The sequence below is a fragment of the Cedecea neteri NBRC 105707 = ATCC 33855 genome, assembly GCF_001571265.1.
In the GTDB taxonomy this organism is placed as follows: Bacteria; Pseudomonadota; Gammaproteobacteria; order Enterobacterales; family Enterobacteriaceae; genus Cedecea; species Cedecea neteri.
Genome location: NZ_BCTL01000001.1, coordinates 72018 through 84926, shown reverse-complemented (window position 1 = coordinate 84926; position 12909 = coordinate 72018). Strand labels below are relative to the sequence as shown.

Below are 12909 nucleotides of genomic sequence, written 5' to 3'. Positions count from 1 at the left end.
GAGCATCAAGATGAAAACGACACTATTTTCTTCCACCAGGCGCCGGGTAGCCTTGTTAAGCGCGCCCGTGCTTATCATTGCGGCGCTTGTCTTTCAGAATACGGCCTGGTCCGAAGCCGAGCGTGCGGTGGCGATTCCTGCGCCATTGCAGGACGAGTCAACCTCGGGCGCACATCTAGAAACCGCCGTCTTTGCCGGGGGGTGTTTCTGGGGTGTTCAGGGCGTATTTCAGCATGTAAAAGGCGTGACCAGCGCAATATCTGGCTATACGGGCGGTAAAGCACGGACGGCGAATTATGAAACTGTAAGCATGGGCATGACCGGGCACGCCGAATCCGTGCAGGTTATTTTTGACCCAACTAAAGTGACCTACGGCCAGCTATTGCAGGTCTTTTTTTCCGTCGCGCACAACCCAACGGAGCTAAACCATCAGGGGCCGGACTACGGGACACAATATCGCTCTACCGTTTTCCCGCTCAGCGAATCACAGGCGAAAGTCGCCAAAGCGTATATCACGCAGCTTAACGCCAGCCATAAGTTTGCTGCTCCGCTGGTCACCACGGTGGAAGAGCATGCTCAGTTCTACCCGGCGGAGAAATATCACCAGAATTTCCTCAATGACAACCCAAACTACCCTTACATCGCCATCAACGATATTCCGAAAGTAGAACAGCTTAAACAGCTCTTCCCGGCGCTATGGAACAAAGATCCGGTGCTGGTAAAAGGATGAAAAAAAACCGCGCCAGTAAAATACAGTGGCGCGGTTTTCCATTGCGCGGTAGGCGCTATTTTTTCTTTTTCGGGTAAAGCTCATCCCGGCAATATGGCTCTGTCTCGCCCTCTTTGCGGGTCTTCAGGAGTTTGAGGATCCAGGTATATTGCTCCGGATGCGGGCCCACCAGCAATTCCACTTCTTCGTTCATTCGCCGGGCGATGGTATGGTCATCGGCTTCCAGCAGGTCATCCATCGGCGGGCGGATAAAAATATCCAGCCGATGCGTGTCGCTGTTATAGACCGGGAACAGCGGGACGACTCGCGCACGACACACTTTCATCAGGCGGCCAATGGCCGGCAGCGTCGCCTTATAAGTGGCAAAGAAATCAACGAATTCGCTGTGTTCAGGCCCGTGATCCTGGTCCGGAAGATAGTAGCCCCAATAGCCCTGACGCACCGAGCTGATAAACGGTTTTATGCCGTCGTTACGGGCGTGCATACGGCCCCCAAAGCGGCGACGGACGGTATTCCAGACATAGTCGAACAGCTGGTTGCCCTGATTGTGGAACATCGCCGCCATTTTCTGGCCTTCGGAGGCCATCAGCATGGCCGGGATATCTACGGCCCAGCCGTGCGGCACCAGGAAAATCACGTTCTCGCCTTTCGCACGGATTTCGTCCACGATCTCTTTTCCGTGCCAGTCCACACGCGCCATGACCTTCTTCGGGTCGCGTAGCCCCAATTCAGCCATCAGCACCATTGCCTGTGGCGCGGTGGCAAACATACGGTCAATGATGGCCTCGCGCTGGTCTTCCGGTATTTCCGGGAAGCAGTACAACAGGTTAATTTGCGCCCGGCGTCGAGCGCTTTTGCCCAAACGGCCCGCTAAACGCCCAAGTTTACCCAGCAAAGGATCACGGAGCCCCGGAGGAAGAAGCGCCAGCCCGGCGAAGGCGCCAACGCCAAGCCATGCTCCCCAGTAACGCGGGTGCAAAAAGGCTTTTTGAAATTCAGGGATAAACTCACTGTGGTTTTTTTTTGCTTTTTCCATGCGGCTCTCAGTAGTTCGCCAGCAGGCTGACGAGACGAATTTATCGTTATTTTAGCGGGGCAGCGGCCGGCAGACAAAAGAAAAAGCCGGTCACAAGAACCGGCTTTTCGTCAAAGGACACAATCAGTCGATGCGCAGCTGCGGCAGAACCTCTTTCACCTGCGCCAGGTAATCACTGCGATCGGAGCCGGTCAGGCCTTCAGAACGCGGCAGCTTGGCCGTCAGCGGGTTAACCGCCTGCTGGTTGATCCACACTTCATAGTGCAGATGCGGGCCAGTAGAACGCCCGGTATTACCCGACAGAGCAATACGGTCACCGCGCTTCACTTTCTGACCAGGCTTCACCAACAGTTTCTTGAGGTGCATGTAGCGGGTGGTATAAGTGCGGCCATGGCGGATGGCAACAAAGAATCCGGCCGCACCGCTGCGCTTCGCCATGACAACTTCACCATCCCCGACGGCCAGCACCGGCGTTCCCTGTGGCATCGCAAAATCAACGCCTTTATGCGGCGCGACGCGACCAGTAACGGGATTAAGACGACGTGGATTGAAGTTCGACGACACGCGGAATTGCTTCACGGTAGGGAAGCGCATAAAGCCTTTGGCCAGGCCAGAGCCGTTACGATCGTAGAACTTGCCGTCTTCTGCACGAATGGCATAGTAATCTTTGCCGTCGCTGCGCAGGCGCACGCCAACCAGCTGGCTTTGCTCGCGCTTGCCGGCCAGCATTTCGCGGGACATCAGTACGGAGAACTCATCGCCCTTCTTGAGTTTACGGAAGTCCATCTGCCACTGCATCGCCTTGATAACAGAGCTTATTTCGGCGCTGGTCAAACCGGCATCGCGCGCGCTGGAAACAAAGCTTGCGCCCACCGTGCCCTTCAGCACGCTGTTAACCCAATCGCCCTGCTGGGTTTCGCTGGTCATTTTGAAACCGTTATCAGTACGATCGTAGGTGCGCGTTTCGCGGCGCGACATCTCCCACGTCAGACGCTGCAAATCACCATCGGCAGTCAGCGTCCAGGAGAGCTGCTGACCAATTTTCATGTTTCGCAGATCTTTATCAGCGGAAGCGAGCTGGCTGATGTCACCCATCTCGATACCATACTGATTAAGAATGCTGCTTAGCGTATCGCCTGTGGAAACAACATATTCATGAACGCCGGCTTCACCGGAGGTTTTATCGTCCAGCTCATCCTGAGGCAGGGTGTCATCTTCGGCGTCCGGGGACTGATCAAGGGGTTCGCTGGCTTCCGGCAGCAGCGAGTGAATTTCGCTTTTTTGAAGTTCGATAGTCTTGATTATCGGACTGGACTGCGGATGGTAAATTGACGGTCGCCATACCGCGACCGCCAGAGTGAGAACCGTAAGCGACCCCAGCATAACGCGATGGGGTCGTGATAGATTGTCAAATGCCATGGCGACAGAGCGGGCTATCTGTTGCACGTATTCACTTCCTCGTTAATCTCCTTTCAGGCAGCTCGCATACTGGTTCGCAAGGCTGGTCATAAACTGCATGTAGCTGTTTTTACCCAGTGCGACTTCAATTCCCAGAGGATCTAAGGTGCCGGAGCGAACGTTAGTGCCTCTGGCAACGGCGTTAATAACCGCTGGCCTGAATTGTGGCTCAGCAAAAACGCAAACCGCTTTATGCTCAACCAACTGTGTTCTAATTTCATGTAAACGCTGTGCACCAGGCTGTATTTCAGGGTTAACGGTAAAGTGGCCAAGCGGCGTTAAACCGTAATGCTTTTCAAAGTAGCCATAGGCGTCATGAAAAACGAAATACCCTTTTCCTTTCAGCGGTGCCAGCACGGAACCCACCTGTTTATCGGCGTCGGCTAAGCCTGACTCGAAATCTTTCAGGTTGGCGTCAAGTTTGGCTCGATTTTCGGGCATAAGTTCCACTAATTTATCGTGGATTGCAACCGCCGACAGCCGCGCCACCTCTGGGGAGAGCCAAATGTGCAAGTTGTATTCACCGTGATGGTGATCTGCGTCACTCTTTGCGCCATGATCGTGTTCATCACCGTGCTCATGGTCATCGTCATCACCGCCTTTCATTAGCAGCGGTTTCACGCCGGCAAGCGCCGCCAGTTCAAGCTGTTTTTGCTCGGGTAGCTGGCGCACGGACTTCTGCATAAAGGCTTCCATTTCAGGCCCAACCCAAACAACTAAGTCCGCGCCCTGTAAGCGTTTTACGTCGGAAGGACGCAGCGCGTAATCGTGTTCAGAGGCGCCATCAGGCAGCAATACTTCTGTGCTAGTCACCCCGTCAGCAATGGCGGAGGCGATAAAGCCCAGCGGTTTAATGGAGGCAACGACGGCGGCGTTGGCGCCGGTAACAGCAGAACCCCAAAGGGCGGCGGAAAATGCAGCGAAAAGAAGTGTCTTTTTATGTAACATAATGCAACTTATCATCGTGATAACCAGAATAATTGTGATATTATAACATCCGCTAACTTATGCAACCCTTGAAATTGTCATGACAAATTTGGTTGAACTGGAAAATATCTCGGTCTCTTTCGGCCAGCGACGAGTGCTGTCCGATATCTCACTTGCGCTAAAACCAGGCCGCATTCTTACGCTGCTGGGCCCAAACGGTGCCGGCAAATCCACCTTAGTTCGTGTCGTGCTCGGGCTGGTCACGCCCGATCATGGCGTCATTAAACGCGACCAGCATCTGCGCATCGGCTATGTGCCGCAAAAATTACACCTGGATGCCACGCTACCGCTGACGGTGAGTCGCTTCCTGCGACTCCGTCCGGGAGTAAAAAAAGCAGACATTCTTCCGGCGCTGAAACGCGTGCAGGCGGCGCACCTGGTTGATGCTCCAATGCAAAAACTTTCTGGCGGCGAAAATCAGCGCGTCCTGCTGGCGCGAGCGCTGCTTAATGAGCCTCATCTGCTGGTGCTGGATGAACCCACCCAGGGCGTGGACGTCAACGGTCAGCTCGCGCTTTACAATTTGATTGACCAGCTTCGTCAGGAGCTGAACTGCGCGGTGCTGATGGTTTCTCATGACCTTCACCTCGTTATGGCAAAAACAGATGAAGTGCTGTGTCTGAATCACCATATTTGCTGCTCCGGCACGCCTGAAGTCGTTTCCACCCACCCTGAATTTATCTCGATGTTTGGGCCAATCGGTGCCGAACAGTTGGGTATTTATCGCCACCATCATAATCATCGGCACGATCTGCAGGGTCGCATCGTTCTGCGCAGAGGGAATGGACAGTAATGCTTGAATTGTTGTTGCCCGGCTGGCTGGCCGGCATTTTGCTCGCCTGCGCGGCGGGGCCACTGGGTTCGTTTGTGGTCTGGCGCCGTATGTCCTACTTCGGCGACACGCTGGCACATGCTTCTCTGTTGGGCGTGGCGTTTGGCCTGCTGCTTAACGTTAATCCGTTCTATGCCGTTATCGCGGTGACGTTGTTGCTTGCCATTGGCCTGGTCTGGCTTGAAAAGCGCCCTCACCTCGCCATTGATACTCTGCTGGGTATTATGGCGCACAGCGCCCTGTCGCTCGGTCTGGTGGTGGTCAGCCTGATGTCTAACGTACGTGTCGACCTGATGGCCTACCTGTTCGGGGATTTACTGTCAGTTACGCCGCCGGACATTATCTCCATTGCCGCAGGCGTTGCCGTCGTGCTTGGCGTACTGGCATGGCAGTGGCGTAACCTGCTGGCAATGACCATCAGCCCGGACCTCGCCCACGTCGATGGCGTGAATCTGCAGCGAGTGAAAATGCTGCTGATGCTGGTGACGGCATTAACCATCGGTGTCGCAATGAAGTTTGTCGGGGCGCTGATCATTACCTCTTTACTGATTATCCCGGCGGCAACGGCACGTCGTTTCGCACGTACGCCTGAGCAAATGGCGGGCTTTGCGGTCCTGATTGGTATGATTGCCGTTACCGGTGGACTGGCTTTCTCGGCGCTTTACGATACCCCGGCCGGCCCGTCCGTTGTGCTGGCTGCTGCGGTACTGTTTATCCTCAGCATGGCAAAGAAACAGCCTGCATAAGGTTTGCTTTGAGACAAAAAAGGCGCCCAGGGCGCCTTTTTTATTAGGGTGAAAACTACGGCTGAGCCGGTGGCACAATGCCAAAGTGCGTCCAGGCGCGTGGCGTGGCGATACGTCCACGCGGCGTTCGCTGCAGAAAACCCTGCTGAATCAGGAAAGGCTCCAGCACGTCTTCAATCGTCTCACGCTCCTCACCGATGGCTGCGGCAAGGTTGTCCAGCCCAACCGGGCCGCCAAGGAACTTGTCGATAACCGCCAGCAGCAGCTTGCGGTCCATATAGTCGAAACCTTCGCTGTCGACGTTAAGCATATCCAGCGCCTGCGCCGCTATTTCTGCCGTAATCGCCCCGTCGTGCTTCACTTCGGCAAAGTCTCGCACGCGGCGCAGCAGGCGGTTAGCAATACGTGGCGTACCGCGTGCGCGGCGGGCAACCTCCAGGGCGCCATCATCGCTCATCTCCAGCCCAAGCACGCTGGCGCTGCGCCCGACAATATGCTGCAGATCGGCCACCTGATAAAACTCCAGCCGCTGCACAATGCCGAAACGGTCACGCAGCGGCGAAGTCAGAGAGCCCGCGCGCGTGGTGGCGCCAATCAGCGTAAACGGCGGCAGATCGATTTTAATCGAACGTGCTGCCGGGCCTTCGCCAATCATGATATCCAGCTGATAGTCCTCCATCGCCGGATACAGCACCTCTTCAACCACCGGAGAAAGACGGTGAATCTCATCGATAAACAGCACGTCATGGGGTTCAAGATTGGTCAGCATTGCCGCCAAATCACCGGCTTTTTCCAGCACCGGGCCAGACGTGGTGCGCAGGTTAACACCCATTTCGTTGGCAACGATGTTAGCCAGGGTGGTTTTCCCCAGCCCCGGAGGGCCAAAAATCAACAGGTGATCGAGCGCGTCGCCGCGCAGCTTGGCCGCCTGGATGAAAATTTCCATCTGCGAACGCACATGCGGCTGCCCGACATACTCTTCGAGCAGCTTCGGGCGGATCGCACGATCGATTAACTCGTCCGGGGTAATATTTCCTGGCGATACCAGGCGGTCTGCTTCAATCATCCTCTACCTCATAGCGCCGCGCGGAGCGCTTCGCGGATCAGGGTTTCGCTGTCGGCACCGGCACGGCCGACTTTGCTGACCATACGGCTTGCTTCCTGTGGTTTATAGCCCAGAGAAACGAGTGCGGCAACGGCTTCCTGTTCCGCGTCATCCGCCTGGCCGTTATCCGGCGAAGTCAGCACCAAATCTGCCGCCGGCGTAAACAGGTCGCCGTGCATGCCTTTGAAGCGGTCTTTCATCTCAACAATCAGGCGCTCGGCGGTTTTCTTACCCACGCCCGGTAGCTTGATCAGGGAGCCGATTTCTTCGCGTTCAACGGCATTCACGAACTGCTGAGCCGACATCCCGGAGAGAATAGCCAGCGCCAGCTTTGGCCCCACGCCGTTGACTTTAATCAGCTCGCGGAACAGCGTACGTTCCTGCTTATTGTTAAACCCGTAGAGCAGCTGAGCGTCTTCACGCACCACGAACTGAGTGAACACCACCGCTTCTTTGCCAATGTCCGGCAGCTCGTAGAAGCAGGTCATTGGCATATAAACCTCGTAGCCTACGCCGTTGGTTTCCAGCAATACCAGTGGGGGCTGCTTTTCCAGAACGATGCCTCTGAGTCGACCTATCACATTGTGCTCCTGCGTATTAGCGTTGATGCGCGAAAAATTCAGCCTATGATATAAAAAAGGCTGGATAGATATCCAGCCTTAATTATTTTAATCGTCCCCGCGCAAGGTTGAGCCGCGACTCGCTCATCTGGGCCGCGTTTTGCGTAACGTGGCAGTGCGTAATGGCGATGGCCAGCGCATCCGCCGCATCCGCCTGCGGGTTGGCCGGGAGCTTAAGCAACGTGCGCACCATGTGCTGCACCTGGCTTTTCTCCGCGCTGCCTATGCCCACCACGGTTTGCTTTACCTGACGCGCCGCGTACTCAAATACCGGCAGGTCAGCATTCACCGCAGCGACAATGGCCGCGCCGCGCGCCTGCCCCAGCTTAAGCGCGGAATCCGCGTTTTTCGCCATAAATACCTGCTCAATGGCAAAATACTCGGGCTGGAACTGGGTAATGATTTCGCTCACCCCCGCGTAGATAAGCTTCAGGCGCGAGGGCAAGTCGGCGACCTGCGTTCGGATGCAGCCGCTGCCCAGATAGGTTAGCTGCCGCCCGGTCTGGCGAATAACGCCATAACCTGTGACGCGTGACCCCGGGTCGATGCCGAGAATAATCGCCATTAAACCTCTCAATCAGGTAAAGACGATACCCTAAATATTTCAGCTCACAGAAAGGCGGCTACGCAGCGCATCCCCAGGAGCGTAGATAAACTACGTGACTGGGGTAAGCGAGGAGAGCCAACGCATCTGTGGGCTGAAAAATGACGGGTATTAAAGGAGAGCCGCCACCTCGTCGGAGATCTCACCATTGTGGTAAACCTCCTGCACGTCGTCGCAGTCTTCCAGCATGTCGATCAGACGCATCAGCTTAGGTGCGGTGTCCGCATCCATGTCTGCTTTGGTCGAAGGGATCATGGAGACTTCTGCGTTGTCAGCCTTCAGGCCAGCCGCTTCCAGAGCGTCTCTCACGGCACCCATTTCTTCCCAAGCGGTGTAAACGTCAATTGCGCCGTCGTCAAAGGTCACAACGTCTTCAGCACCGGCTTCCAGCGCCGCTTCCATGATCTGGTCTTCATCGCCCGCTTCGAAGGAGATAATGCCTTTCTTGCTGAACAGATAGGCGACGGAGCCGTCGGTGCCCAGGTTACCGCCGCATTTATTGAACGCGTGTCGCACTTCGGCCACGGTACGGTTGCGGTTGTCGCTCAGGCATTCAACCATGACGGCTGAACCGCCAGGACCGTAACCTTCATAAATGATGGTTTCCATGTTCGCGTCATCATCGCCACCCACGCCGCGTGCAATGGCACGGTTCAGGGTATCGCGCGTCATGTTGTTAGACAGCGCTTTATCGATAGCTGCGCGCAGACGCGGGTTAGACCCAGCGTCACCGCCGCCCAGACGGGCAGCCGTCACCAGCTCGCGAATAATTTTGGTGAAAATCTTACCGCGCTTGGCATCCTGTGCCGCTTTGCGGTGTTTCGTGTTGGCCCACTTACTATGACCTGCCATAACAATCTCCAAAAGCGCCTGTATCAGGCGGCATCAATTACAAACTCTTCAATCGCCTGCCGGTTGCTCCATGACTTGGTCATCAGGGCCGCCTCTTCGGCGGACACCCATTTCCAGGCCAGATGTTCGGTAATCGTAATCTGGCGTTCATGAGGCAGCGCAAGACAGAACCACGATTCCGTATTGCGCGTAATCCCCGGCGCATAGCGATGACGCAAATGAGTAAATATCTCAAACTCCACGCAGCGCTGGCAGTCAACTAGCGGCAGCGGCTCATTGAGCACGTCGATAGCGACCTCTTCCTTTACTTCACGCTGTGCGGCATGCAGCGCGCTTTCCCCTTCCTCCAGGCTGCCGGTAACCGACTGCCAGAAATCAGGATCGTCGCGCCGCTGTAACATCAGCACCCGCTTCGTATCTTCTGCGTAAATGACAACCAGAACCGAAACGGGACGCTTATAAGGCATCAGTTTTTCTCTGCCTTTTTGATGACTTCAATCCCCAACTCCGCGAGCGAAGCCGGGTTAGCGAAGCTTGGCGCTTCGGTCATCAGACAGGCGGCAGCCGTGGTTTTCGGGAAGGCAATAACGTCACGGATGTTGTCGGTGCCGGTCAGCAGCATGGTCAGGCGATCCAGACCAAACGCCAGGCCTGCATGAGGCGGCGTACCGTACTTCAGCGCGTCCAGCAGGAAGCCGAATTTCTCGCGCTGTTCCTGTTCGTTAATGCCCAGAATGCCGAACACGGTCTGCTGCATCTGGCCACGGTGGATACGCACGGACCCGCCGCCCACTTCGTAGCCGTTGATAACCATATCGTAGGCATTGGCAATCGCGGTTTCCGGCTGCGCCGCCAGTTCTTCCGGCGTCATGTCTTTCGGCGCGGTGAACGGGTGGTGCATCGCGGTCAGGCCGCCTTCACCGTTATCTTCAAACATTGGGAAGTCAACCACCCACAGCGGCGCCCATTTTTTCTCATCGGTAATCTGCAGGTCTTTACCGATTTTCAGGCGCAGCGCACCCAGCGCATCGGCAACGACTTTCTTGCTGTCAGCGCCGAAGAAGATCATGTCGCCGTCAGCGGCACCGGTACGGGCCAGGATAGCTTCTACGATGTCCGCGTTCAGGAATTTCGCCACCGGGCTGGTGATTCCTTCAATGCCTTTCGCACGTTCGTTAACCTTGATGTACGCCAGGCCACGAGCGCCGTAAATTTCAATGAACTTGCCGTAGTCGTCAATCTGTTTACGGCTAATCTGTGCGCCACCCGGCACACGCAGCGCGGCAACGCGGCCTTTCGCGTCGTTTGCCGGGCCGGAGAAGACTTTAAACTCAACGTCTTTAACCAGGTCAGCCACATCCACCAGCTCCAGCGGGTTACGCAGGTCCGGCTTGTCGGAACCATAGCGACGTTCAGCTTCGGCGAAAGTCATCACCGGGAAGTCGCCCAAGTCAACGTTAATGGTGTTGATCCACAGTTTGCGCACCAGATCTTCCATCACCTCACGCACCTGCGGCGCGGTCATGAAGGAAGTTTCTACGTCGATCTGGGTAAATTCTGGCTGACGGTCAGCACGCAGGTCTTCGTCACGGAAACACTTAACAATCTGATAGTAGCGGTCAAAACCGGACATCATCAGCAGCTGTTTGAACAGCTGAGGAGACTGCGGCAGCGCGTAGAACTTGCCTTTGTGTACGCGGGAAGGCACCAGATAGTCACGTGCGCCTTCAGGCGTGGCTTTGGTCAGCATCGGGGTTTCGATATCGAGGAAACCGTGGTCGTCCATAAAGCGGCGCACGAAGCTGGTAATTTTTGCGCGAGTTTTCAGGCGCTGAGCCATTTCTGGACGGCGAAGATCCAGGTAACGGTACTTCAGGCGCGCTTCTTCGGTATTAACGTGGTTGGAGTCCAGCGGCAGCACGTCAGAGCGGTTGATGATGGTCAGTTCGGTGGCAAACACTTCCACTTCGCCGGTCGCCATATCTTTATTAACGTTGCGCTCGTCGCGAGCACGCACGGTGCCAACAACCTGAATACAGAACTCATTACGCAGTTCAGAGGCGAGCTGGAACGCTTCCTGACGGTCCGGGTCGAAAAACACCTGCACGATGCCTTCACGATCGCGCATATCAATAAAGATAAGGCTACCGAGGTCACGGCGTCGATTGACCCACCCACTAAGCGTTACTTGCTGTCCCACATGGGATTGATTGAGCTGCCCGCAATATACTGTACGCATGAGATATCCCTTAATCAGCTGCACGCGACCCGCCACCTGCGACGGCAGGCGCTTTGGTGGCAGCTATTTCGACTGTCACAACTGGATGAAAAAAGGGGGCTATTATACTGGAAATAATGGCTGGCGATAACCCCGAAACCGCCGACTGGCGCGAATCACAGCGCCGGTATTGCAGATTCTCACAAAAATTAACAAAATTTGTAAACTCAGCAACCTGGCTTCCAGCGTAAGGTATTGACCCTAAACCCCCCTGTTAACCGGAGTCACAATGACACAACTCAACGCATCCCATACTGCCCTGGTGGTGATTGACCTGCAGGACGGCATTTTACCGTTTGCCGGTGGTCCCCACAGCGCCAGCGACGTCGTGGCTCGTGCAGCGCGACTGGCTGAGAAATTCCGCGCTAACGGCTCGCCGGTGGTGATGGTGCGCGTGGGCTGGTCGGCCGATTACGCCGAAGCCCTGAAACAACCTGTTGATGCCGCACCTCCGGGTCATGCCCTGCCAGAGAACTGGTGGAGCTATCCGGCCGCGCTCGGTAAAAAAGACAGCGACCTTGAAGTGACCAAACGCCAGTGGGGCGCGTTTTACGGCACCGATCTGGAGCTGCAGCTGCGCCGTCGCGGCATCGACACCATTGTCCTGTGCGGTATTTCAACCAACATTGGCGTCGAGTCTACCGCGCGCAACGCCTGGGAAATGGGCTTCTCACTGGTTCTGGCTGAAGATGCCTGCAGCGCCGCCAGCGCCGAGCAGCATAATCACAGCCTGAAGTTTATCTTCCCGCGTATTTCACGCATTCGCAGCACCGACGAGATAATCGCCTCGCTATGATTTACATCGGCCTTCCACAGTGGCAGCACCCGAAATGGAACCGGCTGGGCATCACTTCGCTGGAAGATTATGCCCGCCACTTCAACTGTGTGGAAGGCAATACCACGCTGTACGCTCTGCCGAAAGCGGAAATCGTACAGCGCTGGCGGGAAATGACAGGCGACAGTTTTCGCTTCTGTTTTAAATTTCCCGCCACCATTTCCCACACCGCCGCCCTTCGCAACTGTGGCGATCTCACCGCCGAGTTTTTCGACCGCATGTCACCGCTGACTGGCCGCATCGGGCAATACTGGCTTCAGTTACCGGCAGCGTTTGGGCCCGGCGATCTTCCCGCTTTGTGGCATTTCCTCGACGCGTTGCCGGCAGAATTTACCTATGGCGTTGAAGTTCGGCACCCGGCCTTTTTCGACAAAGGCGCGGATGAGCAGGCGCTGAACCGCGGCCTGCACGAACGCAAAGTGAACCGTGCAATCCTCGACAGCCGCCCTATTCATAGCGCCGTACCGCACAACGAAGCCGTGCGGGAAGCCCAACGCAAAAAGCCCAAAGTCCCGGTACACGCCATTGTCACGGCCAGTAATCCCCTGGTGCGGTTTATCGGCAGCGATAACATGGTGCAAAACGCCGCGCTGTTCGACGTCTGGTTAAAAAAGCTGCCGGAATGGGCGACAACAACAACGCCGTACCTTTTCCTCCACACTCCGGACATCGCCCAGGCGCCGGAACTGGTTCATACCCTGTGGCCCGCGCTACAGCACGCTTTTCCTGAATTAGGTGCTCCGCCCGCGATCCCGCAACAGGCCACACTTTTCTAACCACTAGCGACAGCACTCCGGTTGCGAGCTATCATAGCGTGAGCCGTAGC

14 protein-coding genes are annotated in these 12909 nt (G+C 56.0%); 5 read left to right on the top strand and 9 right to left on the bottom strand.

What is annotated here, in order from left to right; genetic code table 11:
- Positions 1-10 precede the first annotated feature (10 nt).
- Entirely contained in the window at positions 11-730 is a 720-nt protein-coding gene (msrA, locus tag CNE01S_RS00425; protein WP_061272197.1) for a peptide-methionine (S)-S-oxide reductase MsrA, read from the top strand.
- A gap of 55 nt (positions 731-785) precedes the next feature.
- Here msrA and lpxM read toward each other — a convergent pair whose 3' ends face one another.
- From lpxM to znuA, 3 genes are all read right to left on the bottom strand, one after another.
- Entirely contained in the window at positions 786-1766 is a 981-nt protein-coding gene (lpxM, locus tag CNE01S_RS00420; protein ID WP_061272196.1) for a lauroyl-Kdo(2)-lipid IV(A) myristoyltransferase, read from the bottom strand.
- Positions 1767-1889: 123 nt separating this feature from the next.
- The gene (gene mepM / locus CNE01S_RS00415; protein ID WP_072279067.1) at positions 1890-3212 is read right to left on the bottom strand and encodes a murein DD-endopeptidase MepM; all 1323 of its coding nucleotides are present in this window, start codon (positions 3210-3212) and stop codon (positions 1890-1892) included.
- Between the two features lie 15 nt (positions 3213-3227).
- Positions 3228-4172 (bottom strand): zinc ABC transporter substrate-binding protein ZnuA, encoded by a 945-nt coding sequence (gene znuA / locus CNE01S_RS00410; protein WP_061272190.1) that lies wholly within the window; start codon positions 4170-4172, stop codon positions 3228-3230.
- 79 nt (positions 4173-4251) lie between these two features.
- On the opposite strand from znuA, the gene znuC reads away from it, so the two are divergent.
- Positions 4252-5004 carry a zinc ABC transporter ATP-binding protein ZnuC gene (gene znuC / locus CNE01S_RS00405; RefSeq protein ID WP_061272188.1) on the top strand — a complete coding sequence of 251 codons (753 nt, stop codon included), beginning with the start codon at positions 4252-4254 and terminating at the stop codon, positions 5002-5004.
- Positions 5004-5789 carry a zinc ABC transporter permease subunit ZnuB gene (gene znuB / locus CNE01S_RS00400; protein WP_061272186.1) on the top strand — a complete coding sequence of 262 codons (786 nt, stop codon included), beginning with the start codon at positions 5004-5006 and terminating at the stop codon, positions 5787-5789. The genes znuC and znuB overlap by 1 nt, the downstream gene beginning before the upstream one ends.
- A 55-nt stretch (positions 5790-5844) precedes the next feature.
- On the opposite strand, the gene ruvB is transcribed toward znuB, so the two are convergent.
- The 6 genes from ruvB to aspS form a co-directional block, all read right to left on the bottom strand.
- Positions 5845-6855, bottom strand: coding sequence for a Holliday junction branch migration DNA helicase RuvB (ruvB, locus tag CNE01S_RS00395; protein WP_061272184.1), 1011 nt, complete (start codon positions 6853-6855; stop codon positions 5845-5847).
- Positions 6856-6863: 8 nt separating this feature from the next.
- The gene (gene ruvA, locus CNE01S_RS00390) at positions 6864-7475 is read right to left on the bottom strand and encodes a Holliday junction branch migration protein RuvA (protein ID WP_008453936.1); all 612 of its coding nucleotides are present in this window, start codon (positions 7473-7475) and stop codon (positions 6864-6866) included.
- Between the two features lie 82 nt (positions 7476-7557).
- Positions 7558-8079, bottom strand: coding sequence for a crossover junction endodeoxyribonuclease RuvC (gene ruvC, locus CNE01S_RS00385; protein ID WP_016536954.1), 522 nt, complete (start codon positions 8077-8079; stop codon positions 7558-7560).
- A 150-nt stretch (positions 8080-8229) separates the two neighbouring features.
- On the bottom strand, positions 8230-8970 hold the full coding sequence (locus tag CNE01S_RS00380; RefSeq protein WP_038481812.1) for a YebC/PmpR family DNA-binding transcriptional regulator: 741 nt from the start codon (positions 8968-8970) through the stop codon (positions 8230-8232).
- 23 nt (positions 8971-8993) lie between these two features.
- Entirely contained in the window at positions 8994-9437 is a 444-nt protein-coding gene (gene nudB, locus CNE01S_RS00375) for a dihydroneopterin triphosphate diphosphatase (RefSeq protein ID WP_061272181.1), read from the bottom strand.
- Entirely contained in the window at positions 9437-11209 is a 1773-nt protein-coding gene (gene aspS, locus CNE01S_RS00370; protein WP_061272179.1) for an aspartate--tRNA ligase, read from the bottom strand. The genes nudB and aspS overlap by 1 nt, the downstream gene beginning before the upstream one ends.
- A gap of 268 nt (positions 11210-11477) precedes the next feature.
- Between aspS and CNE01S_RS00365 the strand changes: the two genes are divergently transcribed.
- Together CNE01S_RS00365 and CNE01S_RS00360 are read left to right on the top strand one after the other, a co-directional pair.
- Positions 11478-12044, top strand: coding sequence for a hydrolase (locus CNE01S_RS00365; protein WP_061272177.1), 567 nt, complete (start codon positions 11478-11480; stop codon positions 12042-12044).
- On the top strand, positions 12041-12859 hold the full coding sequence (locus CNE01S_RS00360) for a DUF72 domain-containing protein (RefSeq protein ID WP_061272175.1): 819 nt from the start codon (positions 12041-12043) through the stop codon (positions 12857-12859). The genes CNE01S_RS00365 and CNE01S_RS00360 overlap by 4 nt, the downstream gene beginning before the upstream one ends.
- Positions 12860-12909 lie beyond the last annotated feature (50 nt).